The organism is Aquabacterium sp. A08, from assembly GCF_011742065.1.
This window is the reverse complement of sequence record NZ_JAAQQT010000691.1, coordinates 1-24,985: the sequence shown is the minus strand read 5'-3', so window position 1 is coordinate 24,985 and position 24,985 is coordinate 1. Positions and strand designations below refer to the sequence as shown.

The window sequence follows — 24,985 nt, the reverse complement described above, 5'->3', positions numbered from 1 at the left end:
GAAACCGTGGTCGATTTCCACCACGGCATCCGCGACGCGAAAAAGCGCGTGCTGCGCATGATCGGCGACCCGGCCACCCGTTACCGCGAAGACCCGGTGCGCATCATCCGCGCGGTGCGCTTCGCCGCCAAGCTCAGCGGCCTGGGCTTCCAGTTCGACGCCAAGACGCGCGCGCCCATCGCGCCTTCGCTGGCGCTGCTGGCCGACGTGCCGCAAAGCCGCCTGTTCGACGAAATGCTCAAGCTCTTGCAGACCGGCCATGCGCTGGCCAGCATCGAACAGCTCAAGGCCACCGGCTTGTCCAAAGGCATTTACCCGCTGCTGGACCTGGTGGTGCAGCGCGCCGACGACCCGTTCGTGCGCGCCGCCTTGCAGGACACCGACCGCCGCGTGGGCGAACACAAGCCGGTGGCGCCCAGCTTCCTGCTGGCCTGCGTGCTCTGGAGCGACGTGCGCGAAGGCTGGCAGCAGCGCCTGCAGCACCAGGTGCCGCCGTTCCCGGCCCTGCAGGAAGCGGTGGACGAGGTGTTCGAGTCGCGCATCGGCGACGTCTCGGGCCGCGGCAAACTGGGCGCCGACATGCGCGAAATCTGGCTGATGCAGCCGCGTTTCGACAAGCGCACCGGCCAGTCCCCGTTTGCGCTGGTCGAGCAGGCCCGCTTCCGGGCCGGCTTCGACTTCCTGCGCCTGCGCGCCCAGGTCGGCGAGCTGGACGAGGAGCTGGCGCACTGGTGGGAAACCTTCAGCACCGCCAGCGAGGCCGTTTGCCGCGACATGGTGGAGGCGGTGCGGCTGGAGCAGCAACGTGCCCGTCCCAGCGGCAAGGCCAAGTCCGGCGAGGCCAAGTCGGGCCGCGGCAAGGTGCACCGCCTGCCGGCCGAGACCGAGGACCCGCGTTTCCGACCGGTGGACGACGCCGACGCAGACCCTGCCGCGGCCGCGCCAGCGGGCGAGGAGGGCCTGGACGCCCCAGCCAAGAAGCGCCGCCGCCGCCGGCGCAAGCCCAACGGCGCCGGCGGTGACGTGGCGAACGATGGCCCCGCCCTCGACTGAGCGGTCGCCGGTCGCCGTCCACGTTGCCCTGGGGGCCAACCTGGGCGACGCGGCACAGACCGTGCGCGCCGCCCTGGACGCCTTGGGGCGCTTGCCCCAGACCCGTCTGCGGCGGGCGTCCAGCCTGTACCGCACCGCGCCGTGGGAGGCGCAGGGCCCCGACTTCATCAACGCCGTGGCGGCCCTGGACACCCGCCTGACCGCCCCCGACCTGCTGGCCGCGCTGCAGGCGCTGGAGCTGGCGGCCGGCCGTGAGCGGCCCTACCTCAACGCGCCGCGCACGCTGGACCTCGATCTGCTGACCTACGGCAGCGGGCGCATCGATTCCGCCCGGCTCACCGTCCCGCACCCGCGGCTGTGGGCGCGGGCCTTTGTGCTGGTGCCGTTGGCCGAAATCAGTCCCGAGGCGGTGCCGCCCTCGGCCCTGGCGGCCGTGGCGGGACAGGCCATCGAACGCCTGGGCGCTTGACGGCGCTTCAGGGCGCCAGCCGCTCGCGCACCCAGTCGGCGCCGTCCAGCCGGTAGCGCAGCCGGTCGTGCAGACGGCTCTTGCGCCCCTGCCAGAATTCCCAGCGGTCGGGCCGCAACCGGAAGCCACCCCAGTGTGGCGGCCGCGGCGGGTTCAGCAAAAACTGCGCGCCGTACTTGGCCGCGTTGGCCACCAGCACGCCGCGCCCGGCGATCACCTGGCTTTGCGGGCTGGCCCAGGCCCCGATGCGGCTGTCCAGCGGTCGGCTGTGGAAATAGGCGTCGCTTTCCTCAGCGCCGACGCGCTCCACCCGGCCCTCGATGCGCACCACCCGCTCCAGCTCCACCCAGTGAAACTGCAGCGCCGCCCATGGGTTGCCGGCCAGTTCCTGGCCCTTGCGGCTGTCGTAGTTGGTGTACCAGACGACGCCCTGCGCGTCGTAACCCTTGATCAGCACCACCCGGGTGCTGGGCCGCAGGTCGCTGCCCACCGTGGCCACCGTCATGGCGTTCGGTTCGGGCACCTCGCTGCGGATGGCTTCCTGCAGCCACTGGTCGAACTGCTGCATCGGGTCGGCGTGCGAGGCGTCCTCGCTCAGTTCGGCCCGTTCGTAGCTTTTGCGAAGGTCGGCGATGTTCATCCCACCAGTATGTCACGCGCGCCCAGCGGGCCGCCACCTTGGCGCCCAGCCCTTAAAATCCCCCAGAGTTTTCAACCTGTGCCCATGACCGACCGCCCCTCTTCGGCCCTGCCGACCCAGATCGACCTGAAAGCCCTGGCGCGCCAGGGTCAGCCCCTGGCCGGTGTGCTGCCGCTGTCGGCCTTGGCGCGGCTGGCCGCCGACGCGCCGGCCCTGCCCGGCGCCGCGCCCGCCGACGTGCAATGGCAGGCGCGGGCCGAGTTCCGCGAGCGCGCCCCGGGCGAGGCCGCCGAACGCGGCGCCGGCGGCCCGCCGCTGTGGCTGCACCTGGTGCTGGACGCCGCGGTGCCGCAAACCTGCCAGCGCTGCCTGCAGCCCTACGCCCAGCCGGTGCAGGTGGACCGCTGGTTCCGCTTCGTGGCCGACGAAGCCGCCGCCGAAGCCCAGGACGACGACTGCGAAGAAGACCTGCTGGTGTTCGAGCCGCGCTTCAACCTGCTCGACCTGATCGAGGACGAGCTGCTGATGGACCTGCCTCTGGTGCCGATGCACGAGACCTGCCCCACCGCCGTGCCCATGAGCGCCGGCGCGCTGGACGAAGCCGGCGACGCCCCGCGGCCCCACCCTTTCGCGGCCCTGGCGGCCTTGAAACCACGCCCCGGCGGGCAAGGTACTTGATGCGGGGTTCCGCACCGCGCTATAATTCTCGGTTTCGCGCTGGCCTGAACACATGTGTCAGGGCTGGTGCCCTCACCAACCCCCGCAAGCCCTCTGAGGCCATTGCCTTTTTCTTAGGAGCCGATCATGGCCGTTCAGCAAAACAAAAAGTCCCCCTCCAAGCGCGGCATGCACCGTTCGCACAACGCCCTGACCGTGCCGGGCACCGCCGTGGAGCCGACCACCGGCGAACTGCACCTGCGTCACCACATCAGCCCCAACGGTTTCTACCGCGGCCGTCAGGTGCTGAAGAACAAGTCCGAGGCCTGACCGGCGGCGTCCTGCCGCGCCTTGCGCCCCAGGCCGTTTTGCAAGGCCCGCATGCTGCATGCGGGCTTTTTGCATCTGTGCTCCCGATTCCGCCGGACCGGACCCGGCGCCTTTGAAGGTCTAGCCATGATCACCCTGTCGGTCGATTGCATGGGAGGGGACCACGGTCCCGCCGTCACCCTGCCGGCCTGCGCCGCCTTTCTGGCGGCCCACCCCCAGGCGCGCCTGCTGCTGGTCGGCCGGCCCGAGGCACTGGCGCCGTTGCCGGCGGCCCTGGACGCGTCCCGCTGCACCGTGGTGCCCGCCAGCGAGGTGGTGACCATGGACGACCCGGTCGAGGTGGCGCTGCGCCGCAAAAAAGACTCCTCCATGCGGGTGGCCATCGCCCAGGTGAAGGACGGCGCGGCCCAGGCCGCGGTGTCCGCCGGCAACACCGGCGCCCTCATGGCGATCGCGCGCTACGTGCTCAAGACGCTGGACGGCATCGACCGCCCGGCCATCGCCACGCAAATGCCCAACGCCACCGGCGGTGCCACCACGGTGCTGGACCTGGGCGCCAACGTCGATTGCACCGCCGAGCACCTGCTGCAGTTCGCCGTCATGGGCTCGGCCCTGGTGGCGGCGGCGGGCAAGGAGTCGCCCACCGTGGGCCTGCTCAACATCGGCGAAGAGGTCATCAAGGGCAACGACGTGATCAAGCAGGCCGGTGCGCTGTTGCGCCAGGCCGGCGACCGCGGCGACCTGAACTTCCACGGCAACGTCGAAGGCAACGACCTGTTCAAGGGCACCACCGACATCGTCGTCTGCGACGGTTTCGTCGGCAACGTGGCGCTCAAGGCCAGCGAAGGCCTGGCCAGCATGATCGGCGGCTTCATCCGCGAGGAATTTTCCCGCAACCTGTTCACCAAACTGGCCGCGCTGGTGGCCTACCCGGTGCTGTCCGCCTTCAAGCACCGGGTGGATCACCGGCGCTACAACGGTGCCGCGCTGCTGGGCCTGCGCGGCCTGGTGTTCAAGAGCCACGGCTCGGCCGACGCCTTTGCGTTCGAGCAGGCGCTGGTGCGCGCGTATGATGCGGCCCAGCACCAGCTCCTCGACAACGTGAAGGCCCGCATCGCCCAGGCCGCGCCCTTGATGGCGCCCGCCGTGTCCGCCGCGGCCTGACCGCTGCGGCCGGCTGGCCGGCCCTGTGGCCGGCGCCCACCGTCGATGCGCCGCCCGCGCCCACCCGTTACACCCGAGCCATGAGACGATATTCCCGCATCACCGGCACCGGCAGCCATTTGCCGCCCAAGCGCCTGACCAACGCCGACCTGGTGGCCCTGCTGGCCGCGCGCGGCATCGACACCAGCGACGAATGGATCGTCGAACGCACCGGCATCCGTGCCCGCCACTACGTGGACGACGGCGTCAACGCCAGCGACCTGGCCTTCCAGGCCTGCCGCCAGGCCCTGGCCGCCGCTGGCCGCCAAGCCAGCGAGATCGACCTGATCATCGTCGCCACCTCGACGCCCGACATGGTGTTCCCGTCCACCGCATCCATCCTGCAGCGCAAGCTGACCGAGGCGGCCTTGGCCGAGGGCGACACGGGTGCTGCCGGCGGGGCCGCGTTCGACGTGCAGGCGGTGTGCAGCGGCTTCATCTACGCGCTCACCGTGGCCGACGCCCTGATCCAGGCCGGCGCCGCCCAGCGCGCGCTGGTGGTGGGGGCCGAGGTGTTTTCTCGCATCCTCGACTTCAACGACCGCACCACCTGCGTGCTGTTCGGCGACGGCGCCGGCGCCGTGGTGCTGGAAGCCACCGAACACGACGGCAGCGGCCCGGCCGTGCTGGCCAGCGACATCCACGCCGACGGCCGCCACACCGACATCCTGTGCGTGCCGGGCACCGTCAGCGGTGGCCAGGTGCTGGGCGATCCGCTGCTGAAAATGGACGGCCAGGCCGTGTTCAAGCTGGCCGTGGGCCTGCTGGAAAGCGCGGCCAAGAACGCGTTGGCCAAGGCCGGCAAGGCCGAGGCCGACATCGACTGGCTGGTGCCGCACCAGGCCAACATCCGCATCATGCAAAGCACCGCGCGCAAGCTGAAAATGCCCATGGACAAGGTGATCGTCACCGTGCAGGACCACGGCAACACCTCGGCCGCGTCCATCCCGCTGGCGCTGGACCACGGCGTGCGTACCGGCCAAATTCAACCCGGCCAGACGCTGATGCTCGAAGGCGTGGGCGGTGGCTTCACCTGGGGTGCCGTTCTGGTGCGCCTGTAAACCCGAATTTGGAGAAGAAGAATGTCGTTTGCATTTGTGTTCCCTGGCCAAGGCTCGCAGGCCGTCGGCATGCTCGACGCCTGGGGCGACCACCCGGTGGTGGCCGAGACCCTGAAAGAAGCCTCCGACGCCTTGGGCGAGGACGTGGCGAAGCTGATCCACGAAGGCCCGAAAGAAGCCCTGGCCCTGACCACCAACACCCAGCCGGTGATGCTGGTGGCCGGTGTGGCCGCCTGGCGTGTGTGGCGTGCGGCGGGTGGTGCCTTGCCCGCGGCGGTGGCCGGCCATTCGCTGGGCGAGTATTCCGCCCTGGTGGCCTCTGGCGTGCTGACGCTGGCCCAGGCCGCACCCTTGGTGCGCTTCCGTGCCCAGGCCATGCAGGACGCGGTGCCGGTGGGCACCGGCGCCATGGCCGCTATTTTGGGCATGGCCGCGGACAAGGTGCGCGAAGGTTGTGCCGAGGCGCAAGCCACCTTCCCCGCGGGCAGTGGCGAGGTGGTGGAGGCGGTGAACTTCAACGACCCGGCCCAGACCGTCATCGCCGGCAGCAAGGCCGCGGTGGAAAAAGCCTGTGAAGTGCTGAAGGCCAACGGCGCCAAGCGCGCGCTGCCGCTGCCGGTGTCGGCCCCCTTTCACTCCAGCCTGATGAAGCCCGCCGCCGAGCGCCTGAAAGAGAAGCTGGCTGCCACGGTGCTGGCCGCGCCGCAGATCCCGGTGTTCAACAACATCGACGTGGCGGTGGAAACCGACCCCGACCGCATCCGCGACGCGCTGTACCGCCAGGCCTTTGGCCCGGTGCGCTGGGTCGAGAGCGTGCAGGCGCTCAAAGCCCGCGGCATCGCCACCGTGGTGGAATGCGGCCCCGGCAAGGTGCTGGCCGGCATGGTCAAGCGCATCGACGCCGACCTGGCCAGCGCCGCCCTGTACGACCCGGCCACGCTGGCCGAAGTCCAGGCCCTGCTGGCCTGACCCCGAAAACACCCAGGACGAGGAGGGAAACCCATGTCTGACACCGCATTCGCCGGCCAGGTGGCCCTGGTCACCGGCGCCTCGCGCGGCATTGGCGCGGCCATCGCGCTCCAACTGGCCAAGCAAGGCCTCAAGGTCGTGGGCACCGCCACCAGCGACGACGGCGCCGCCAAGATCACCCAGGCCCTGTCGGCCCACGCCGGCTGCCGGGGCGCCAAACTCGACGTGAACAACGCCGCCGAGGCCGAGGCCCTGATCGACGCCATCGTCAAAGAACACGGCGCGCTGCACGTGCTGGTCAACAACGCCGGCATCACCCGCGACATGCTGGCCATGCGCCTGAAGGACGAGGACTGGGACGCGGTGCTCGACACCAACCTCAAGGCCGTCTTCCGCATGAGCCGCGCCGTCATCCGCCCGATGATGAAGCAGCGCTACGGCCGCATCGTCAGCATCACCAGCGTGGTCGGCGCTTCGGGCAACCCGGGCCAGGCCAACTACGCCGCCGCCAAGGCCGGCGTGGCTGGCATGACCCGCGCGCTGGCGCGCGAGCTGGGCAGCCGCAACATCACCGTCAACTGCGTGGCGCCCGGCTTCATCGAAACCGACATGACCGCCGCCCTGCCCGACGCGCAGCAGCAGGCCTTGCTGGGCCAGATTCCGCTGGGCCACCTGGGCAAACCGGCCGACATCGCCCACGCGGTGGCCTATTTGGCCAGCCCGCTGGCCGCTTACGTGACGGGGCAGGAGCTGCACGTCAACGGCGGCATGTTCATGGCCTGATAACATTCGGCCCCGTTTCACCGCCGCGGGGCCCCGATTCGCGGGGCATCGGCCCCGGCCCAACCGCCCGCCGGGAGTCCCGCGGGCGGCCCGGCTAAAATGGCGGGACTGTTTTTAACCACCCTCAGAGGGAACTATGAGCGACATCGAAGCACGTGTGAAGAAAATCATTGCCGAACAACTCGGCGTGGAAGAGGGTCAGGTGACCAACGAGAAGGCTTTTGTGGCCGACCTGGGCGCCGACTCGCTCGACACCGTGGAGCTGGTCATGGCCCTGGAAGACGAGTTCGGCATCGAGATCCCGGACGAAGACGCCGAGAAGATCACCACCGTGCAGAACGCGATCGACTACGCCGTCGCCCACCAGAAAGCGTAAGCGCCGATGAGCCGCCGCCGTGTCGTCGTGACCGGTCTGGGCTGCATCAGCCCCGTGGGCAACACGGTGGATGCGGCCTGGGCCAACCTGCTCGCCGGTCAATCCGGCATCGACCTGATCACCAAGTTCGATGCCTCGAACTTCGCCTGCAAGATCGCGGGCGAGGTCAAAGGGTTTGACCTGGAGTCCTACATCGGCGCCAAAGAGGCGCGGACCATGGACACCTTCATCCACTACGGCATCGCCGCCGCGGCGCAGGCCGTGGCCGACGCCGGTCTGCCGGTGGGTGAGGCGCTGAGCGAGGAAGAGGCCTGCAAGATCGGCTGCATCATCGGCTCCGGCATCGGCGGCTTGCCGATGATCGAGGACACCCACGCCGAACTGACGAACCGCGGCCCGCGCCGCATTTCGCCGTTCTTCGTGCCGGCCTCGATCATCAACATGATTTCCGGGCACGTGTCCATGCGGTTTGGCTTCAAGGGGCCGAACATCGCCGTGGTCACGGCCTGCACGACCGGCCTGCACTGCATCGGTGAGGCCGCTCGCAAGATCGAATACGGCGACGCCGACGTGATCGTCGCCGGTGGCGCCGAGTCCACCGTGTCGCCGCTGGGCATCGGTGGCTTCGCCGCCATGCGCGCGCTGTCCACCCGCAACGACGACCCGGCCACCGCGTCCCGCCCTTGGGACAAGGACCGCGACGGCTTCGTGCTGGGCGAAGGCGCCGGCGTGATGGTGCTGGAAGAGTACGAGCACGCCAAGGCGCGCGGCGCCAAGATTTACGCCGAGGTGGCGGGCTACGGCATGAGCGCCGACGCCGGTCACATGACCGCGCCGAACATGGACGGCCCGCGCCGCGCCATGCTCAACGCCCTGCGCAACGCCGGCCTCAACGCCGACCAGGTGGATTACCTGAACGCGCACGGCACCTCCACCCCGCTGGGCGACATCAACGAGACCAACGCGATCAAGGCGGCGCTGGGCGACCACGCCAAGAAGATCGTGGTGAACTCGACCAAGTCCATGACCGGTCACCTGCTGGGCGGTGCCGGGGGCATCGAAAGCGTGTTCACCGTGCTCGCGGTGCACCACCAGAAGAGCCCGCCGACCATCAACATCTTCAACCAGGACCCGGAATGCGACCTGGACTACTGCGCCAACACCGCGCGGGACCTGAAGATCGAGGTGGCCGTGAAGAACAACTTCGGTTTCGGCGGCACCAACGGCACGCTGGTGTTCAAGCGCGCCTGATCCTGACGCCGGTCCCACATGGCCCACCAGCCCCCCGCTGTGGTTTACCCGGTGGGGCCCTGTCGGGTGGCGTGGCTGGGCCTGGTCGCCCTGGCCGGGGTCTGGGCCACGGGTCTGGCGCTCTGGGCCCTGGAACAGGGCGGCCCGCCGTGGCCCGGGGCCTGGTGGTGGTCGCTGGGTCTGGGGGTGGCTTGGCTGGCCTGGGGCGTCTGGCAGTGGCGCCATCCCTTGCGTGGTCTGCTGCACTGGGCGCCCAACGACGACGGCCCGGGCGCCTGGCGCTGGCAAAGCGCGGCCTACCGTCACGGCACCCCGCTGACCGACTTGCAGACGGCCTTCGACGGCCAGTCGGTGCTGCTGTTGCGCGCCCGCACCCCGGCCGGCCTGACCCTTTGGCTGTGGCTCTCCGCCGCCACCGAGCCGACCGATTGGGAGGCCCTGCGCCGCGCGGTGCGCGCCGATCCGGGGCCCCGACCCGCGCCCTGACCCGTGGTGGCAAGGGCGGTGGTCGCATCGGGTATATTTGCCGGCCACACCCGCCATGACCGATTACCCCATCCCCGCGCCCAACGCCGACACCCTGCTGGTCCAACGCACCCTGGCCGGCGACCAGCGCGCGTTCGAGATGCTGGTGGTGAAATACCAGCGCCGGGTCGAGCGGCTGATCGGTCGCATGGTGCGCGACACCGACCTGGTGCAGGACATCGCCCAGGAAACCTTCATCCGCGCCTACCGCGCCCTGGCCCAGTACCGGGGCGAGGCCCAGTTCTACACCTGGCTTTACCGCATCGCGGTCAACACCGCCAAAAAGCAGCTCATGGAGCTCAAGCGCGACCCGCTGGTGTTCATGAGTGCGTTGCAGTCTGGTGACGACGATGAAACTTCCGGGCTGGAACGCGAACTAAACGCTCAGGTAGCCGATGCCGAGACCCCCGAAGCGGTGCTCGCCAGCAAGGAAATCGCCGAGGCCGTGAACGCGGCCATGGAAGCCCTGCCCAAGGAATTGGGCCAGGCGATTGCCCTGCGGGAGATCGAAGGCCTCAGCTACGAGGAAATCGCGCAGGCGCTGGATTGCCCCATCGGCACCGTGCGTTCGCGCATCTTCCGTGCCCGCGAAGCCATCTCGGCGCGCATCAAGCCCATGCTGGAACGCCAGACGGGCAAGCGCTGGTGACACCGGGTCGCTTTTTGGAAGCCACGACCATGCAGAACACGCCCGAACCCCAACGCCCGTCGGCCGGCGATGACGCCGAACTGGTGCAAGCCCTTTCGGCCTTGCTCGACGGCGAGTGCACCGCGGACCAGGCCGCTGCGGTGACCCTGGCCTACGGGCGCTCTGCGGGGGTGCAGGCCGCTTGGGCCCACTACCACTGCCTGGGCGAAGCCCTGCGTGACGCCCCGGGCGCCGGGGCCACCCCCGCCAGCCGCGATTTCGTGGCGGGCGTCATGGGCCGCCTGGCCCAGGAGCCCGCACCCTGGGCCGATGCCACACCCGCGCCGCTGACCGCCGCCCCGGCCCCGCCCGTGCCGCGCCCCGAGGCGTCCAACGACCCGGTGTTCCGCTGGAAGGTGTTGGCCGGCGTGGCGTCTTTCCTGGCCGTCGCTGCCCTCACCTGGCAGGTGGCCGTGGCCCCGGCGCCTTCGGCCGCGCCGCAACTGGCCCAGGGCGCCCCTGAGGCCGCGCCCATGCAGTGGGTGGTCACCGACCGCGGCGTGGTGCTGCGCGACCCGCAACTGGAAGAACTGATGGCCGCGCACCGGCATTACGGCGGCGTGTCGGCGCTGCAGATGCCCGCCGGCTTCCTGCGCAACGCCACCTATGAAGCCCCGCAGCGCTGACCGGCCATGACCCGTATGAGTTTTGCCCGTTGTGCCCTGGGCGCCATGACCCTGGCCCTGGCCGGCACCGCCTTCGCCGCCCCCGACGACGCCCGCAGCGCCCCACCGCCCGACAAAAGCCTGTCGGCCTGGCTGGAGCGGCTGCACGAGGCGGCGCGCCGCCGCGCCTACATCGGCACCTTTGTGGTGTCCAGCGGCGCCGAAATGGCGGCTTCCAAAATTTGGCACGTCTGCGACGGTAGCCAGCAGTACGAGCGCATCGAAACCCTGACCGGCGCGCCCCGCACCACCATCCGCCGCAACGACGAGGTGGTGACCTTTGCCCCCGACCTCAAGGTTGCCTTGCGCGAACGGCGCGAGGCCCTGCGCCTCTTCCCCGACCTGTTGCGCAACCCGGGCCAGCCGATCGAGGCCCTCTACAGCGCCCGTGGCGTGGGCCAGGAGCGGGTGGCCGGCTACGACGCCCTGGTGGTGGACTTTGTGCCCAAGGATGCCTTGCGCTACGGCTACCGCATCTGGTCGGAAAAGGCCACCGGCCTGGTGCTCAAGCTGCAGACCCGCGACGCGGCCGGTCAGGTGCTGGAGCAGGTGGCCTTCACCGAGCTGCAGTTGGACGCCCCGGTGAAAATGGACGCGCTGGCGCGGCAGATGGAGAACACCGCCGGCTACCAGGTGGTCAAACCCGAGTTGCGCAAGACCACCCCCGAGGCCGAAGGTTGGCGTCTGAAGGCCGACGTGGCCGGCTTCCAGTCCATGAGCTGCCACAGCCGGCGCGAACCGGCGGCCCGCGCGACGCCGGCGGTGCAGTGGGTGTTTTCCGACGGCCTGGCGTCGGTGTCGCTGTTTCTGGAAACCTTTGACGCCAAGCGCCACACCAAGGAAAAAGTGGTGTCGGCCGGGGCCACGCACTCGGTCTCGCGCCGCCTCGGCGAGCACTGGGTCACGGCCATGGGCGAAGTCCCCCCCGAGACCCTGGGCCAGTTCGTCCAGGCGCTTGAACGCACCCGTTGAATCCCGGGGTCGGCCCCCCATCTGAAGCCGACGCTGGGCCCCTAGACCCGGACCGGAGAATTTGCATGCCTGTGACCGTTGTGACCCCTGCCACCCGCCGTTACGCCGTGGCCGCGGTGGCCGCCGCCTCGCTGGTGGCGGTGCTGTGGTCGGCCAACCATGGCCCGGTGGAAGCGCAGACCGCGGCCCCGACCGCCACGGCCTCCGCGACCACTGTCGCCCCGGCCCCGCTCGTCACCGGGCTGCCCGACTTCACCGTGTTGGTGGACCAGGTCGGCCCGTCGGTGGTCAACATCCGCACCGTGGAACGCGTGCGCCAGCGCGAGGGCGCCAGCGGCCCGCAGGACCCGATGCAGGAGTTCTTCCGCCGTTTCGGCATCCCCTTGCCGCCCGGCATGGCCCCACGTGGGCCGCAGCGCCCCGATCGCGGCCCGGAAACCGAACGCCCACGCGGCGTCGGCTCGGGTTTTGTGCTCAGCCCGGACGGTTTCATCATGACCAACGCCCACGTGGTGGACGGTGCCGACGAGGTGGTGGTGACCCTGCCCGACCAGCGCGAGTTCAAGGCCAAGGTGGTCGGGGCCGACCAGCGCACCGACGTGGCCGTGGTCAAGATCGACGCACAGGGCCTGAAGGCCGTGCGCATCGGCGACGTGGGTCGCCTGAAGGTGGGCGAGTGGGTCATAGCCATCGGCTCGCCGTTTGGCCTGGAAAACACCGTCACGGCCGGCATCGTCAGCGCCAAGCAGCGCGACACCGGCGACTACCTGCCCTTCATCCAGACCGATGTGGCCATCAACCCCGGCAACTCGGGCGGCCCGCTGATCAACCTGCGGGGCGAGGTGGTGGGCATCAACAGCCAGATCTACTCACGCTCGGGCGGTTTCCAGGGCATTTCCTTCGCCATCCCGATCGACGAGGCGGTGCGCGTTTCCGACCAACTGCGCAGCACGGGCAAGGTCACGCGCGGGCGCATCGGCGTGGCCATCGACAACGTGACCAAGGAACTGGCCGACACGCTGGGCCTGGACAAGGCCCAAGGCGCGCTGGTGCGCGGGGTGGAAGCGGGTTCACCCGCGGCCCAGGCCGGCGTGGAGCCGGGGGACATCATTTTGAGCTTTGCCGGCAAGCCCGTGGAGAAGTCGGCCGACCTGCCGCGCCTGGTGGGCAACACCGCGCCGGGCACGCGCGCGCCGCTGCAGGTGTGGCGCCGCGGCGCCGCCAAGTCCTTGACGCTGACCGTGGGCACTTTCGAGGACGAGACGGTGGCCCAGGCCGAGGCCCCCCAGCCGGCGCAAGCGGCGCCCGCTGCCAACGCGCTGGGGCTGGCGGTGCGCGACCTGACCGCGGCCGAAAAGCGCGAGCTGCAGCTCGGCGGCGGGGTGCGCGTGGTGCAGGCGCGCGACGCCGCGGCCAGTGCCGGTCTGCGCGAGGACGACGTCATCGTCGGCGTGGGCAACCAGCAGATCGCCAGCCTGCAGCAGTTCGAGTCGCTGGTGGCCGCGCTGCGCAAGGACCGGCCGGTGAGCGTGCTGATCCGCCGCGGCGAATGGGCCCAGTACGCCCTGATCCGCCCGTCCGGCCGCTGAAAACCGGTTTTTGCCTACAATCGAAGGGTTTGAACGCCAGCGTTGCGCTGGCCGTGGGCGCGTCAACCGCTGACGCGCCTTTTTCTTGTGGCGACCCGTGCCCCTGGCGGGGTGGCTGCCCGGCGTTCCGCCGACCCGTGTCTGAGCCCCCAGTGATGAACCACATCCGCAATTTTTCCATCATCGCCCACATCGACCACGGCAAGTCCACCCTGGCCGACCGCCTGATCTCCCGCTGCGGGGGCTTGAGCGACCGCGAAATGAGCGAGCAGGTGCTGGACTCGATGGACATCGAGAAAGAGCGGGGCATCACCATCAAGGCGCAAACCGCGGCGCTGCACTACAAGGCCCAGGATGGGCAGGTGTACAACCTGAACCTGATCGACACCCCCGGCCACGTGGACTTTTCCTACGAGGTCAGCCGTTCCCTGAGCGCCTGCGAAGGCGCGCTGCTGGTGGTGGACGCGTCGCAGGGTGTGGAAGCGCAGACCGTGGCCAACTGTTACACCGCGCTCGACCTGGGCGTGACGGTGCTGCCGGTGCTCAACAAGATGGACCTGCCCAACGCCGACCCCGACAACGCACGCGCCGAGATCGAGGACGTGATCGGCATCGACGCGACCGAAGCCATCCCGTGCTCGGCCAAGACCGGCATGGGCATCGAGGAGATTCTGGAGCTGGTGGTGGCCCAGGTGCCGCCGCCCAAAGGCAACCCCGACGGCCCGCTGCGCGCCATGATCATCGACAGCTGGTTCGATGCCTACGTGGGCGTGGTGATGCTGGTGCGTGTGGTGGACGGCACGCTGAACCGCGGCGACAAGATCAAGCTGATGGCCACCGAGGCCCTGTACAACGCGGAAAAACTGGGCGTGTTCACCCCGCACAACGAGCCGCGTCCGGCGCTGAAGGCGGGCGAGGTGGGCTACATCATCGCCGGCATCAAGGAGCTGAAGGCGGCCAAGGTGGGCGACACCATCACCGCCATCAAGACCAGCAGTGGAGCCAACTTGGACTTCGCCACCGAAGCCTTGCCCGGCTTCAAGGAAGTGCAGCCGCAGGTGTTCGCCGGCCTGTACCCGACCGAGGCCAGCGAGTACGACCAGCTGCGCGACGCGCTGGAAAAGCTGCAGCTCAACGACGCCGCCTTGCGCTACGAGCCCGAGGTGTCGCAGGCGCTGGGCTTTGGCTTCCGTTGCGGCTTCCTGGGCCTGCTGCACATGGAAATTGTGCAGGAGCGCCTGGAGCGCGAGTTCGACCAGGATTTGATCACCACCGCGCCCAGCGTGGTGTACGAGGTGGTCAAGGGCGACGGCGAGATCGTCATGGTGGAAAACCCGTCCAAGATGCCCGAGGTCGGCCGCATCCAGGAAATCCGCGAACCCATCGTGACGGTGCACCTGTACATGCCGCAGGAATACGTGGGCGCGGTGATGACGCTGGCCAACCAGAAGCGCGGCGTGCAGCTGAACATGGCCTACCACGGCAAGCAGGTCATGCTGACCTACGAACTGCCGCTGGGCGAGATCGTGCTGGACTTCTTCGACAAGCTCAAGTCGGTCAGCCGCGGTTATGCGTCCATGGACTACGAGTTCAAGGAGTACCGCGCGTCCGATGTGGTGAAGGTGGACATTCTGCTGAACGGCGACAAGGTCGATGCGCTGTCCATCATCGTGCACCGCAGCCAGTCGGCCTACCGCGCCCGTGCGGTGGTGGCCAAAATGCGCGAGATCATCAGCCGCCAGCAGTTCGACGTGGCCATCCAGGCCGCCATCGGTGCCAACATCATCGCGCGTGAAACCGTGAAGGCTTTGCGCAAGAACGTGCTGGCCAAGTGCTACGGTGGCGACATTTCGCGCAAGCGCAAGCTGCTCGAGAAGCAAAAAGCGGGCAAGAAGCGCATGAAGCAGATCGGCTCGGTGGAAGTGCCGCAAGAGGCCTTCCTGGCCATTCTGCAGGTGGAAGAATGATGAACAACGCGACGATGGGCGCCCTGACCGGCGTGGTGTTGACCGCCTTCGCCAGCTACGGCCTGGGCTGGTACCTGGGCCTGGTCGAGGGCAACTTCGCGCTGCTGCTGTTCCTGGCGGTGGTGGTGACCGGCGTGTACTGGCTGGCCGAGCGTTTCTACTTTCTGCCCCAGCGCCGCCAGGCGGCCGAACGGCTGCGCCTGTCGCACGAGCGGCGCGAGGCCGAGCTGGCGCGCCAGGGCGTCAAGGGCGACAACGTGGACCTGGCCGCCGCCCAGCAGTCGCTGTTGCAGCAGCCCTGGTGGCTGGACTGGACCGCCGGCCTGTTCCCGGTGATCCTGGTGGTGTTCGTGCTGCGTTCCTTCCTGTTCGAGCCGTTCAAGATCCCGTCGGGCTCCATGATCCCGACGCTGCGCATCGGCGACCTGATCCTGGTCAACAAATTCCACTACGGCGTGCGCCTGCCGGTGCTCAACACCAAGATCCTCAGCAACCACGAACCCGCGCGCGGCGACGTGATGGTGTTCCGCTACCCGCCGCAGCCCAGCCTGGACTACATCAAGCGCGTGGTCGGCCTGCCCGGCGACGAGGTGGCCTACCTGAACAAGCAACTGAGCGTCAACGGCCAGCCGGTGGCCAAGGCCCCGCAGCCCGATTTCTACGACAGCGGCACCCTGCGCTACTCGCAGCAGTTCGGCGAAACCCTGGGCGACAAGCGCTACCTCACCCTCAACGACCCCGACCGGCCGGCCTTCATCCCCGGCGCGGCGGAGTTTCCCTTCAAGGACCGGTGCCGCTACTCGGTCGAAGGCGTGGTCTGCACCGTGCCCGAAGGCCATTACTTCCTGATGGGCGACAACCGCGACAATTCGCTGGATTCGCGCTACTGGGGCTTTGTGCCCGAGGCCAACATCGTCGGCAAGGCGTTTTTCGTCTGGATGAATTTCGGCGATTTCGGCCGCATCGGCGGTTTTGAATGAGCCCCGGCGCCGCGCATTGATTAAGATGGTGGCATTGCAAGCAACGGAGCGGGGCAGATGAAGCACAAACAGCGGGGCATCACCTTCCTGGGGGTGGTTTGCGTGGGCATTGTGGTCGGGGTGGTCGGCGTGGTTGCGGCCCAGGTGGCACCCACCTACCTCGAGTTCCAGTCCATCCAGACGGCCGCGCAACGGGCCGCCGAATCCGGCAACACCGTGGGCGAAATCCGCACCGCGTTCGACAAGTCCAAGGCGGTCGATTACTTCGAGGCCGTCAGCGGCAAGGACCTGGAGATCAGCAAGGTCAACGACAAGATCGTGGTGGAATTCGCTTACGACAAGGAAATCCACCTGGCCGGGCCGGCCTACCTGGTGCTGAAGTACCGGGGCAGCAGCAAATGACGGGACTGGTGTGATTTGAAGGCCGATTTGCTGGCGCTGCAGCAGCGCCTGGGGCACCGCTTTGCCAACCCGGCCTTGCTGGAACGGGCCCTGACCCACCGCAGTTTTTCCGCCGACCACTACGAGCGCCTGGAGTTTCTGGGCGATTCGGTGTTGTCGCTGGCCGTCTCGGGCCTGCTCTACGAACGGCTGGCGCGCCAGTCCGAGGGCGACCTCTCCCGCATCCGCGCCAACCTGGTCAAGCAGGACACGCTGCACGGCCTGGCCGAACGCCTGGGCCTGCCCGACCTGCTGCGCCTGGGCGAGGGCGAGGTGCGCTCCGGCGGCCGGCAGCGGCCATCCATTTTGGCCGACGCGCTGGAAGCGGTGATCGGGGCGGTGTACCTGGACGCCGGCTTTGAGGCCGCCAACGCCCTGGTCTGCCGCCTCTTCGCCCCGGTGGACCTGAGCCCGGGCCAGAGCGTGCAGGGCAAGGACGCCAAGACCGCCTTGCAGGAGTGGTTGCAGGGGCGCAAAATGAAGCTGCCCGGCTACCGGGTGGTGGGCACCACCGGTGAGGCCCACCGCCAGACCTTCGAGGTGGTTTGTGAAATTGCCGAAACCGGCCAGCACCAACGCGGCAGCGGCCCCTCGCGCCGCGCCGCCGAACAGGCCGCCGCGGCGGCCATGCTCCAGCATTTGACCCAACGCCAACCATGACCGCATCCCCCCCTCCGGCCCCCCGGGCCGACGACCTGGAGGCCATGCTGGCCCAGGCCCTGCGCAAGCCCGGGGCCGCCGCGCCGTCCGCCACCGCGGCGCCCGAACCCGAAGGCCCGCGCCGTTGCGGCTACGTGGCCATCGTGGGCAAGCCCAACGTCGGCAAGTCCACCCTGCTCAACGCGCTGGTGGGGCAGAAGGTCAGCATCACCTCCAGCAAGGCGCAGACCACGCGCCACCGCATCACCGGGCTGCGCACGGTGGGCGCCACCCAGTTCGTGTTCGTGGACACGCCCGGCTTCCAGACCCGGCACGGCAACGCCCTGAACCGTTCGCTCAACAAGACGGTGCTGGGCGCGGTGGCCGACGTGGACGTGATCGTCTTCGTGGTGGAAGCGGGCAACTTCAACCTGGCCGACGCCAAGGTGCTGGACCTGCTGCCGAAGAACATCCCGGTGATTTTGCTGGCCAACAAGCTCGACATGGTGCACCGCCGTGCCGAGCTGGCGCCCTGGCTGCGCGGCATGCAGGAACGCCACCCCTTCGCGGAATTCGTGCCGATGTCGGCCAAGAACGCCAAGGACGTGCAGCGTTTTTACGGCATCGTCGAAAAATACCTGCCCGAACAGGACTGGATGTTCGACGCCGACGAGCTGACCGACCGCAGCGAACGCTTCATGGCCGCCGAGATGGTGCGCGAAAAGCTGTTTCGCCTCACCGGCGACGAACTGCCCTACACCTCCACCGTCGTCATCGACAAGTTCGAGGAGGAAGGCCAGCTGCGCCGCATCGCTGCGACCATCGTGGTCGAACGTGATGGCCACAAGGGCATGGTCATCGGCGAAAAGGGCGAGAAGCTCAAGCGCATCGGCAGCGAAGCGCGCCAAGAATTGGAGCGGCTCTGGGGCGGCAAGGTGTTTCTGGAGCTGTGGGTGAAGGTGCGTTCCGGCTGGGCCGACGACGAGGCCCGGGTGCGCAGCTTCGGTTACGAATAAGCGGCGCCCGCCGCCATGCCCAGCGCCACGGCCAAGCAGCCGCGCGTGCACGACGAGCCGGCGTTCGTGCTGCACCGCCACGACTGGAGCGAGGCCAGCCTGATTCTGGAGGTGTTCAGCCGCCGCCACGGCCGGGTGGTGCTGGTGGCCAAGGGGGTCAAGCGCCCGTCCTCGCAGTTCCGGCCGGTGCTGCTGCCGTTGCAGCCGCTGCGCCTGGGCTGGGGCGGTGACGCCGAGGTCCGCACCCTGAAGGCGGCGCACTGGGAGGGTGGCCACGTCATGCCCAGCGGCGAGGCCTTGCTGGCCGGCTGTTACCTGAACGAACTGCTGCTCAAGCTGCTGGCGCGGGACGACCCGCACCCCGGCCTGTTCGACGTGTACGCGCGGGCGGTGGCGGCGCTGGCGGCCTCGCCCACGGCCCCTGACCCGGGCGCCGAGCGGGCGGCGGTGTTGCGTGCGTTTGAACTGCTGTTGTTGCGCGACGCCGGTTTTTTGCCCGACCTGACGGTGGACGGGGTGCGCCTGCTGCCCCTGGCGCCCGACCAGCCTTACCGCCTGAGCCCCGAGGCCGGCCTGCTGCCGGCGCACCCGCAGGCGCCGGCCGCCTGCCCGGGGGCGACCTGGCTGGCCTTGCAGGCCGCCCTGGACACGCCCGAGCCCGACGCCGCCCTGCGGGCCCCGTGCCGCCAGGACGCCGGGGCGCTGCGCCAGCAGCTGCGCGGCCTGCTGCACTACCATAGCGGGGTGCGGGTGTTCCAGACCCGCCAGTTCATGGTGGACGTGCAGCGCCTGGCCCCGGGCCGCGCCACCCCGCCCTGAAGCCCGACCGATTGCCGCCCACCATGTCCCACTCCCACCCCCTGCCGCGCACGGCCTTGTCGGTCAACGTCAACAAGGTCGCCTTGCTGCGCAACAGCCGCCACCTGGGCATCCCCAGCGTGGTGCGCGCCGCCACGCTGTGCCTGGAGGCCGGTGCGCACGGGATCACCGTGCACCCACGGCCCGACGAGCGCCACATCCGCCGGCACGACGTGTTCGACCTGGCCGAGCTGATGCGGGCCTGGCCCGAGCGCGAATTCAACATCGAAGGCAACCCCTTCCACAACCTGCTGGACGTGGCCGCCGAGGTGCACGCCCGGGGCCTGCCGCTGCACCAGCTCACCTTCGTGCCCGACAGCGAGGGCCAGTTCACCAGCGACCACGGCTGGCGCTTCCCCGACGACGCCGAGCGGCTGCGCCCGCTGGTGGCGCAGGCCCAGGCGCTGGGTGCGCGCGTCAGCCTGTTCATGGACCCGGAACTGGCGCAGATGGCGGCGGCCCGTGCCGTGGGCGCCGACCGGGTGGAGCTGTACACCGAGCCCTACGCCGCCGCCTGGGGCCAGCCCGGCCAGGCCCAGCAGCTGGTGCGCTACCGCGCCGCGGCCCAGGCCGCGCGGGACGCGGGGCTGGGCGTCAACGCCGGGCACGACCTCAACCGCGACAACCTGACCGAGTTCCTGCGCGCGGTGCCGGGCGTGGCCGAGGTGTCCATCGGCCACGCGCTGATCGCCGACGCCCTGGAACTGGGCTACCCCGCCACCGTGCGCGACTACCTGCGCTGCATGGCGGCGGCCCACCCATGATCTACGGCGTGGGCACCGACATCTGCCAGGTGGAGCGCATCCGCGCCAGCCTGGCGCGCCACGGCGACCGTTTCGCCGAGCGCGTGCTGGCCGACGGCGAACTGGCCACCTGGCGCCAGCGCAGCGCGCGCTGGCCGGAACGCGGCGTGCGCTACCTGGCCACCCGTTTTTCCGCCAAAGAGGCGTTCAGCAAAGCCATCGGCCTGGGCATGCGCATGCCCATGACCTGGCGCGACTGCGAGATCGCCAGCCTGCCCAGCGGCCAGCCCACCCTGGTGTTGCACCGCGCCCTGAAAGACTGGTTCGACGCGCGGGGCCTGAGCGCCCACGTCAGCGTCACCGACGAAACCGACTACGCCGCCAGCTTTGTGGTGGTGGAACAGCCATGACCTTGCACGCCCCCCTGATCATCGACGTTGCCGGCACCCGCCTGAGCAAGACCGACAAACGCCGCCTGGCCCACCCGCTGGTGGGGGGCGTGATCCTGTTCGCCCGCAACTGGGCCGACCGCGCCCAGCTGACCAAGCTGTGCCGGCAGATCAAGAAGGTGCGCGCCGACCTGTTGATCTGCGTGGACCACGAGGGCGGTCGGGTGCAGCGTTTCCGAAGCGACGGCTTCACCCACCTGCCGCCCATGCGCGCCTTCGGCGACCTGTGGTTCAACGGCCCCGGCGCGGCCACCGGCGAGGCGGCCCTGAACGCCTGCAACGCCGCCACCGCCGCCGGCTTTGTGCTGGGCGCCGAGCTGCGCGCCTGCGGCGTGGACTTCACCTTCGCCCCGGTGCTGGACCTGGACCACGGCGGCAGCACCGTCATCGGCGACCGCGCCTTTGCCCGCGACGCCCGCGTGACCACCGCGCTGGCCCAGGCCCTGATGCACGGCCTGTTGCAGGCCGGCGTGCGCAACTGCGGCAAGCACTTCCCTGGCCACGGCCACGTGCAGGCCGATTCGCACGTGGACCTGCCGGTGGACGAGCGCGACCTGGCCACCCTGGTGGCCGACGACGCCGCGCCCTACCGCTGGCTCAACGCCAGCCTGACCAGCGTGATGCCGGCCCACGTCGTCTATCCGCAGGTGGACACCCGCCCGGCCGGCTTCTCGGCGCGCTGGCTCGACGGCATCCTGCGCGGCCAGCTGGGCTTCACCGGCGCCATCTTCAGCGACGACCTGAGCATGGCCGGCGCCCGCCAGATCGACGGTCGCGAGGTGAGTTACACCGAGGCCGCCCTGGCCGCCTTGGAGGCCGGTTGCGACCTGGTGCTGTTGTGCAACCAGTGCGTGGTGGACGGCGGTGCGCCGATTGACGCGCTGATCGACGGCCTGAGCGAAGCGGTCGTCACCGGCCGCTGGGCGCCGCGCGAAGCCAGCGAACAGCGCCGCCAGGACCTGCTGCCGCAGGGCTACCCGCTGCCCTGGGACGAACTGATGGTGGATGCGCGTTACATGCACGCGCTCTCGCTGCTGCCTTGAGCGCGCGGGAGGGCCGCACCGGGCCCGGGCACGTGGCCGGTACCCCCCTGGTGCGATGGTTGCGCGCGACGGCCGCGGTCGAGCCGGCGCGCCAGGACTTTGCCGAGCGCCTGAGCCTATGGCTCGGGCCGGTGGACGCGTTGCGGCTGCGCGCTCTGCACCAGACGCTGCAGCCGGTGGTGCCCGTGGGCAGCCCGCGGTGGTCGGCACCGCCCGACGACCTGGAGGCCCGGGTCGCGCAGGCCCGGGCCACCGTGGAGGCGGCCATCCGGCAGGCTTTGCCGCGGCCCGCGGCCGAACCCGGTCCCGGGCCCGACGCCCCTCCCGCCGTCCCGACCTATGCCGCCTACCGCCAGCGCCACGCCGCCTTGCAACGCCAGATGGCGGCCACCGCCACCGCGCTGCGGGCGCAGCTGCGCCAGGCGTTGGCGCAGGCCTCCCCCGGTCTGCGCCAGCTGGCCACGCTGGACGCGGTGCTGGAGCCCATGACGGCCGAGCGCGAGCCCCGGCTGTGGGCCGGCGTGTCGGCCGTGCTGGCGCAGCGTTTCGAGGCGCTGCACACGCCCGCGGACGGCCAGGGCGCCAACCGCGACGGGCTGCGCCGTTTTGAACAGGAATGGACCAGCGCCTTGCTGGCCGAATGGGACGCCCGCCTCGGGCCCGTGCTGGGCCTGCTGGAGGCATGGCGCCACAACCAGGAAATCGAAGCATGATGAACCGAGCGGTGTATGCCGGTGCCGTGGCCGCGGGCCTCGCGGTCGTGGGCTGGGTGGGTTGGGGCTTTGTCGGCAGCAACGCCCTGGCCCTGGCCATCACCGGCCTGATCGCGGGGGTCTTCCTGCTGGGCGCGGCCGAGATCCTGCGTTTTCGCCAGGCCACCGCGGTGCTTGCCCGCGCCCTGGCCCAGGTGCCCCCGGGCCTGACCGCCCTCGACGGCTGGCTGGCCGGCCTGCCCGCCGCCTTGCAGGCCCCGGTCCGTGCGCGCATCGAGGGCGAACGCGCCGCCTTGCCCGGCCCCGCGCTGGCGCCCTACCTGGTGGGGCTGCTGGTCATGCTGGGCATGCTGGGCACCTTTCTGGGCATGGTCGTCACTTTCCAGGGTGCGGTGCTGGCGCTGCAGGCCTCGGGCGATCTGCAGGCCCTCCGCGACGCGCTGGCCGCGCCGATCCGCGGCCTGGGCCTGTCGTTTGGCACGTCGGTGGCCGGCGTGGCCGCCTCGGCCCTGCTGGGCCTGGTCACCGCCCTGGCGCGGCGCGAACGCCTGGCCGCGCTGCGCCAGCTGGATGCCCAGGTGGCCACCACCTTGCGCCCGTTTTCGCTGGGGCACCAGCGCCAGACCACCTACCAGGCCCTGCAGACCCAGGCGCACGTCCTGCCCGAACTGGTCGAGCGCATGCAGACCCTGGCGGACGGCCTGGAGCGGCGCAGCCAGCAGCTGAGCGCGCAGCTGCTGGACCAGCAGCAGGCCTTCCACGACCGCATGGGCAGCGCTTACACCGACCTGGCCCAGGGCGTGGGCCGGGCCTTGCAGGTCAGCCTGGCCGCCGGCGCCACGGCGGCGGGCGACAGCCTGCGCCCGGTGGTGCAGGCGGCCATGACCGAGATCGCCCAGGAATCCAGCCGCCAGCACCAGCGCCAGGTGGACGCCACCCGGGCCCAGTGGGACGCCCTGGCCGCACGCTTCCAGGCCAGCACCGACGCCTTGCTGACCGGGGTGGAGCAACGCGCCGCCCAGGCCCAGGCCGCCCAGGCCCAGACCGAGCAGCAGCGCCTGACCGCCTGGCAACAGGCGTTGGACGCCATGGGCCGCGACCTGCAGCACACCTGGCAGAGCCTGGGGGAGCAGCAGCTCGCCCGGCAGCAGGCCGTGTGCCAGACGCTGGAGCACACCGCCCAGCAGGTGACCGGGCAGGTCCAGCAACAGGCGCGACAGACCCTGGAACGCCTGAGCACCTTGCTGGACCGTTCCGACGTCCTGGTCCAGGCCCGCAGCGACGCCGAAGCCGCCTGGCTGCAGACCCACGGCCAGCGGCTGGACCAACTGGTGGCCACCTGGCGCGCCGAGCTGGCCACCCTGCGCGCCGACGAGGCCGCGCGTGGCGACGCCGCCGTGGCCCGGCTGGGCGAGCTGCAGAGCGCCATGGCCACCCACCTGGCCACCCTGGGGGCGGCCCTGGAGGCCCCGCTGAGCCGGCTGCTGCACACCGTCTCCGAGGTGCCCCAGGCCGCCGCCCACGTGATGGCGCAGCTGCGCCAGGAAAGCACCCGCCTGACCGAGCGCGACCACCAGGTCGTGCAGGAGCGCGTCGCCCTGGTGGGCCAGTTGCAGGCCCTGCTCGACACCGTGCAGCGCAGCAATGCCGAACAGCAGGCCGCCATCGCCGCGTTGGTGGCCACGGCCGGCTCGACGCTGGCACAGGCCGGCGCCGGCTGGACGCAGACCCTGCGGGACCAGGCCCGCCAGTCGGCCGACGCCGCCACCCAGACCCAGGCCAGCGCCCTGGAACTGGCCAGCCTGGGCGCGGCCTTCCAGCACGGGGTGCAGGGCTTCCAGGCCAGCAGCGACCGCCTGCTGGACGGCCTGCAGCGCATCGAAGCCGCGCTGCAGCACGCGTTGACCCGCAGCGACGAACAGCTGGCCTACTGTGTGGCGCAGGCGCGCGAGGTCATCGACCTCAGCATCGGCGCGCAGCAGGGCATCCTGGCCGACCTGCACCGCCTGCGCCAGGCCCCCGCGGCGCTGGCCGAAGGGGCCGCCGGATGATGGACGTGCAGGACCGCGACGACGGGCTGGAACTGGAGCAGTCCGCCTCCGTCTGGGCGGTGTTCGGCGACCTGATGGCCGGGCTGCTGGGCGCGTTCGTGCTGGTTTTGGTGGGCCTGCTGGTGGTGCAGATGGACCTGGTGGCCCACCTCGAAGCCGAGGTGCACAAGCGCCAGCAGGAGGAGCAACGCCGCATGGCGCTGGAGCAAGCCCTCGCCATCCCGCTGGCGTCGGGTCGCGTCACCTTGAACAACGGCCGCATCGGCATCAGCGGCAGCGTGCTGTTTGCGCTCAATTCCGACCAGTTGCGCCCCGAAGGCCGCCAGTTGCTGCAAAGCCTGGTGCCGCCGCTGCAGGTGTACCTGAGCGCGCGCGACGAACTGCTGATGGTCAGCGGCTTCACCGACGACCGCCCGGTGCTCGACAGCAACGCCCGTTTCGCCGACAACCTGGAGCTGTCGGCCCAGCGGGCGCTGACCGTGACCCGCGCGCTGATCGCCGAGGGCATGCCCTCGGGCCGGGTGTTCGCCGCCGCCTTCGGCGCCGAGCAGCCGGTGGCGTCCAACGCGGCCGAGCCGGGCCGCGCCCTCAACCGCCGGGTGGAGATGGCGCCCGTGCCCCGGTCGGCTCCCGCGCCGGTGGCTGCGCGTGACTGAAAACGCCGCACCTGCGGCCGCAACGCCCTGGGGCCACTGGCAGGACGCCCTGACCGCCTGGCAAGGCGCGGGGGTGGCCGAGCGCGACCCGCTGCGCTGGCACGCCCTGCAGACCCTGGCCCAACGCGCGCAAACCGCGCCGGCCGCGGTGCAACAGCTGCTGTGGGCCCGCAGCCACGCCGAGCTGCAACGCTGGCG

Annotated in this window: 28 protein-coding genes and 1 pseudogene; 28 read left to right on the top strand and 1 reads right to left on the bottom strand. The window is 70.2% G+C overall.

Going from position 1 to position 24,985, the window contains the following annotated elements; genetic code table 11:
- Positions 1–1,053, top strand: a pseudogene (locus HA630_RS19455) (polynucleotide adenylyltransferase PcnB); the annotation flags it as partial.
- Positions 1,034–1,522, top strand: a complete 489-nt coding sequence (gene folK, locus HA630_RS19450) for a 2-amino-4-hydroxy-6-hydroxymethyldihydropteridine diphosphokinase (protein WP_166836966.1) — start codon at positions 1,034–1,036, stop codon at positions 1,520–1,522. The pseudogene HA630_RS19455 and the gene folK, both read left to right, overlap by 20 nt.
- Before the next feature lie 7 nt (positions 1,523–1,529).
- On the opposite strand, the gene pdxH is transcribed toward folK, so the two are convergent.
- Positions 1,530–2,162 (bottom strand): pyridoxamine 5'-phosphate oxidase, encoded by a 633-nt coding sequence (gene pdxH / locus HA630_RS19445; protein ID WP_166836965.1) that lies wholly within the window; start codon positions 2,160–2,162, stop codon positions 1,530–1,532.
- 84 nt (positions 2,163–2,246) lie between these two features.
- Here pdxH and HA630_RS19440 point away from each other — a divergent pair, with 84 nt between their 5' ends.
- The 26 genes from HA630_RS19440 to HA630_RS19315 all read left to right on the top strand — a co-directional run.
- On the top strand, positions 2,247–2,840 hold the full coding sequence (locus HA630_RS19440; RefSeq protein WP_166836963.1) for a DUF177 domain-containing protein: 594 nt from the start codon (positions 2,247–2,249) through the stop codon (positions 2,838–2,840).
- 126 nt (positions 2,841–2,966) lie between these two features.
- Positions 2,967–3,149 carry a 50S ribosomal protein L32 gene (rpmF, locus tag HA630_RS19435; RefSeq protein ID WP_166836962.1) on the top strand — a complete coding sequence of 61 codons (183 nt, stop codon included), beginning with the start codon at positions 2,967–2,969 and terminating at the stop codon, positions 3,147–3,149.
- 126 nt (positions 3,150–3,275) lie between these two features.
- Positions 3,276–4,313 (top strand): phosphate acyltransferase PlsX, encoded by a 1,038-nt coding sequence (gene plsX / locus HA630_RS19430; protein ID WP_166836960.1) that lies wholly within the window; start codon positions 3,276–3,278, stop codon positions 4,311–4,313.
- A gap of 80 nt (positions 4,314–4,393) precedes the next feature.
- Complete coding sequence (locus tag HA630_RS19425; RefSeq protein ID WP_166836959.1) at positions 4,394–5,413, top strand: beta-ketoacyl-ACP synthase III; 1,020 nt, start codon at positions 4,394–4,396, stop codon at positions 5,411–5,413.
- Positions 5,414–5,434: 21 nt separating this feature from the next.
- Entirely contained in the window at positions 5,435–6,382 is a 948-nt protein-coding gene (gene fabD, locus HA630_RS19420) for an ACP S-malonyltransferase (protein WP_166836957.1), read from the top strand.
- A gap of 33 nt (positions 6,383–6,415) precedes the next feature.
- Positions 6,416–7,165, top strand: a complete 750-nt coding sequence (gene fabG / locus HA630_RS19415) for a 3-oxoacyl-ACP reductase FabG (RefSeq protein WP_166836955.1) — start codon at positions 6,416–6,418, stop codon at positions 7,163–7,165.
- Positions 7,166–7,301: 136 nt separating this feature from the next.
- On the top strand, positions 7,302–7,541 hold the full coding sequence (gene acpP, locus HA630_RS19410; protein WP_101047920.1) for an acyl carrier protein: 240 nt from the start codon (positions 7,302–7,304) through the stop codon (positions 7,539–7,541).
- Positions 7,542–7,547: 6 nt separating this feature from the next.
- The gene (gene fabF, locus HA630_RS19405; RefSeq protein ID WP_166836954.1) at positions 7,548–8,792 is read left to right on the top strand and encodes a beta-ketoacyl-ACP synthase II; all 1,245 of its coding nucleotides are present in this window, start codon (positions 7,548–7,550) and stop codon (positions 8,790–8,792) included.
- An 18-nt stretch (positions 8,793–8,810) separates the two neighbouring features.
- Complete coding sequence (locus HA630_RS19400) at positions 8,811–9,278, top strand: hypothetical protein (RefSeq protein WP_166836953.1); 468 nt, start codon at positions 8,811–8,813, stop codon at positions 9,276–9,278.
- Between the two features lie 55 nt (positions 9,279–9,333).
- The gene (gene rpoE / locus HA630_RS19395; RefSeq protein ID WP_166836951.1) at positions 9,334–9,966 is read left to right on the top strand and encodes an RNA polymerase sigma factor RpoE; all 633 of its coding nucleotides are present in this window, start codon (positions 9,334–9,336) and stop codon (positions 9,964–9,966) included.
- A gap of 29 nt (positions 9,967–9,995) precedes the next feature.
- Entirely contained in the window at positions 9,996–10,631 is a 636-nt protein-coding gene (locus HA630_RS19390) for a sigma-E factor negative regulatory protein (protein ID WP_166836950.1), read from the top strand.
- Positions 10,632–10,646: 15 nt separating this feature from the next.
- On the top strand, positions 10,647–11,642 hold the full coding sequence (locus tag HA630_RS19385) for a MucB/RseB C-terminal domain-containing protein (protein ID WP_243855551.1): 996 nt from the start codon (positions 10,647–10,649) through the stop codon (positions 11,640–11,642).
- 65 nt (positions 11,643–11,707) lie between these two features.
- A complete protein-coding gene (locus tag HA630_RS19380) occupies positions 11,708–13,231 on the top strand; it encodes a DegQ family serine endoprotease (RefSeq protein ID WP_166836947.1) in 1,524 nt (507 codons plus the stop codon).
- Between the two features lie 155 nt (positions 13,232–13,386).
- Complete coding sequence (gene lepA / locus HA630_RS19375; RefSeq protein ID WP_166836945.1) at positions 13,387–15,198, top strand: translation elongation factor 4; 1,812 nt, start codon at positions 13,387–13,389, stop codon at positions 15,196–15,198.
- A 14-nt stretch (positions 15,199–15,212) separates the two neighbouring features.
- A complete protein-coding gene (gene lepB / locus HA630_RS19370) occupies positions 15,213–16,178 on the top strand; it encodes a signal peptidase I (RefSeq protein WP_166837011.1) in 966 nt (321 codons plus the stop codon).
- Between the two features lie 57 nt (positions 16,179–16,235).
- Entirely contained in the window at positions 16,236–16,580 is a 345-nt protein-coding gene (locus tag HA630_RS19365) for a DUF4845 domain-containing protein (RefSeq protein ID WP_166836944.1), read from the top strand.
- 15 nt (positions 16,581–16,595) lie between these two features.
- Positions 16,596–17,279, top strand: a complete 684-nt coding sequence (gene rnc / locus HA630_RS19360; protein WP_166836942.1) for a ribonuclease III — start codon at positions 16,596–16,598, stop codon at positions 17,277–17,279.
- Positions 17,276–18,274 (top strand): GTPase Era, encoded by a 999-nt coding sequence (era, locus tag HA630_RS19355; RefSeq protein ID WP_166836941.1) that lies wholly within the window; start codon positions 17,276–17,278, stop codon positions 18,272–18,274. The genes rnc and era overlap by 4 nt, the downstream gene beginning before the upstream one ends.
- 15 nt (positions 18,275–18,289) lie before the next feature.
- Positions 18,290–19,093, top strand: a complete 804-nt coding sequence (gene recO, locus HA630_RS19350) for a DNA repair protein RecO (RefSeq protein WP_166836939.1) — start codon at positions 18,290–18,292, stop codon at positions 19,091–19,093.
- A gap of 23 nt (positions 19,094–19,116) precedes the next feature.
- Positions 19,117–19,896 (top strand): pyridoxine 5'-phosphate synthase, encoded by a 780-nt coding sequence (locus HA630_RS19345; RefSeq protein ID WP_166836938.1) that lies wholly within the window; start codon positions 19,117–19,119, stop codon positions 19,894–19,896.
- The gene (acpS, locus tag HA630_RS19340) at positions 19,893–20,285 is read left to right on the top strand and encodes a holo-ACP synthase (protein WP_166836937.1); all 393 of its coding nucleotides are present in this window, start codon (positions 19,893–19,895) and stop codon (positions 20,283–20,285) included. The genes HA630_RS19345 and acpS overlap by 4 nt, the downstream gene beginning before the upstream one ends.
- On the top strand, positions 20,282–21,367 hold the full coding sequence (gene nagZ / locus HA630_RS19335) for a beta-N-acetylhexosaminidase (protein WP_166836936.1): 1,086 nt from the start codon (positions 20,282–20,284) through the stop codon (positions 21,365–21,367). Before acpS ends, nagZ begins: the two co-directional genes overlap by 4 nt.
- 32 nt (positions 21,368–21,399) lie before the next feature.
- Positions 21,400–22,080 carry a DUF3348 family protein gene (locus tag HA630_RS19330; RefSeq protein ID WP_166836934.1) on the top strand — a complete coding sequence of 227 codons (681 nt, stop codon included), beginning with the start codon at positions 21,400–21,402 and terminating at the stop codon, positions 22,078–22,080.
- Positions 22,077–24,131, top strand: a complete 2,055-nt coding sequence (locus HA630_RS19325; protein WP_243855548.1) for a hypothetical protein — start codon at positions 22,077–22,079, stop codon at positions 24,129–24,131. Before HA630_RS19330 ends, HA630_RS19325 begins: the two co-directional genes overlap by 4 nt.
- Positions 24,131–24,787 carry an OmpA family protein gene (locus HA630_RS19320; RefSeq protein ID WP_371809302.1) on the top strand — a complete coding sequence of 219 codons (657 nt, stop codon included), beginning with the start codon at positions 24,131–24,133 and terminating at the stop codon, positions 24,785–24,787. The genes HA630_RS19325 and HA630_RS19320 overlap by 1 nt, the downstream gene beginning before the upstream one ends.
- Positions 24,780–24,985: DUF2894 domain-containing protein (locus HA630_RS19315; RefSeq protein WP_166836931.1), on the top strand; the 206-nt coding region annotated here is incomplete at its 3' end. The genes HA630_RS19320 and HA630_RS19315, both read left to right, overlap by 8 nt.

What these genes read in the sequence shown, in the direction of transcription:
- folK (WP_166836966.1), top strand. Translation starts at nt 1,034, where the DNA reads ATGGCCCCGCCCTCGACTGAGCGGTCGCCGGTCGCCGTCCACGTTGCC.
- pdxH (WP_166836965.1), bottom strand. Translation starts at nt 2,162, where the DNA reads ATGAACATCGCCGACCTTCGCAAAAGCTACGAACGGGCCGAACTGAGC.
- HA630_RS19440 (WP_166836963.1), top strand. Translation starts at nt 2,247, where the DNA reads ATGACCGACCGCCCCTCTTCGGCCCTGCCGACCCAGATCGACCTGAAA.
- rpmF (WP_166836962.1), top strand. Translation starts at nt 2,967, where the DNA reads ATGGCCGTTCAGCAAAACAAAAAGTCCCCCTCCAAGCGCGGCATGCAC.
- plsX (WP_166836960.1), top strand. Translation starts at nt 3,276, where the DNA reads ATGATCACCCTGTCGGTCGATTGCATGGGAGGGGACCACGGTCCCGCC.
- HA630_RS19425 (WP_166836959.1), top strand. Translation starts at nt 4,394, where the DNA reads ATGAGACGATATTCCCGCATCACCGGCACCGGCAGCCATTTGCCGCCC.
- fabD (WP_166836957.1), top strand. Translation starts at nt 5,435, where the DNA reads ATGTCGTTTGCATTTGTGTTCCCTGGCCAAGGCTCGCAGGCCGTCGGC.
- fabG (WP_166836955.1), top strand. Translation starts at nt 6,416, where the DNA reads ATGTCTGACACCGCATTCGCCGGCCAGGTGGCCCTGGTCACCGGCGCC.
- acpP (WP_101047920.1), top strand. Translation starts at nt 7,302, where the DNA reads ATGAGCGACATCGAAGCACGTGTGAAGAAAATCATTGCCGAACAACTC.
- fabF (WP_166836954.1), top strand. Translation starts at nt 7,548, where the DNA reads ATGAGCCGCCGCCGTGTCGTCGTGACCGGTCTGGGCTGCATCAGCCCC.
- HA630_RS19400 (WP_166836953.1), top strand. Translation starts at nt 8,811, where the DNA reads ATGGCCCACCAGCCCCCCGCTGTGGTTTACCCGGTGGGGCCCTGTCGG.
- rpoE (WP_166836951.1), top strand. Translation starts at nt 9,334, where the DNA reads ATGACCGATTACCCCATCCCCGCGCCCAACGCCGACACCCTGCTGGTC.
- HA630_RS19390 (WP_166836950.1), top strand. Translation starts at nt 9,996, where the DNA reads ATGCAGAACACGCCCGAACCCCAACGCCCGTCGGCCGGCGATGACGCC.
- HA630_RS19385 (WP_243855551.1), top strand. Translation starts at nt 10,647, where the DNA reads ATGAGTTTTGCCCGTTGTGCCCTGGGCGCCATGACCCTGGCCCTGGCC.
- HA630_RS19380 (WP_166836947.1), top strand. Translation starts at nt 11,708, where the DNA reads ATGCCTGTGACCGTTGTGACCCCTGCCACCCGCCGTTACGCCGTGGCC.
- lepA (WP_166836945.1), top strand. Translation starts at nt 13,387, where the DNA reads ATGAACCACATCCGCAATTTTTCCATCATCGCCCACATCGACCACGGC.
- lepB (WP_166837011.1), top strand. Translation starts at nt 15,213, where the DNA reads ATGGGCGCCCTGACCGGCGTGGTGTTGACCGCCTTCGCCAGCTACGGC.
- HA630_RS19365 (WP_166836944.1), top strand. Translation starts at nt 16,236, where the DNA reads ATGAAGCACAAACAGCGGGGCATCACCTTCCTGGGGGTGGTTTGCGTG.
- era (WP_166836941.1), top strand. Translation starts at nt 17,276, where the DNA reads ATGACCGCATCCCCCCCTCCGGCCCCCCGGGCCGACGACCTGGAGGCC.
- recO (WP_166836939.1), top strand. Translation starts at nt 18,290, where the DNA reads ATGCCCAGCGCCACGGCCAAGCAGCCGCGCGTGCACGACGAGCCGGCG.
- HA630_RS19345 (WP_166836938.1), top strand. Translation starts at nt 19,117, where the DNA reads ATGTCCCACTCCCACCCCCTGCCGCGCACGGCCTTGTCGGTCAACGTC.
- acpS (WP_166836937.1), top strand. Translation starts at nt 19,893, where the DNA reads ATGATCTACGGCGTGGGCACCGACATCTGCCAGGTGGAGCGCATCCGC.
- nagZ (WP_166836936.1), top strand. Translation starts at nt 20,282, where the DNA reads ATGACCTTGCACGCCCCCCTGATCATCGACGTTGCCGGCACCCGCCTG.
- HA630_RS19325 (WP_243855548.1), top strand. Translation starts at nt 22,077, where the DNA reads ATGATGAACCGAGCGGTGTATGCCGGTGCCGTGGCCGCGGGCCTCGCG.
- HA630_RS19320 (WP_371809302.1), top strand. Translation starts at nt 24,131, where the DNA reads ATGGACGTGCAGGACCGCGACGACGGGCTGGAACTGGAGCAGTCCGCC.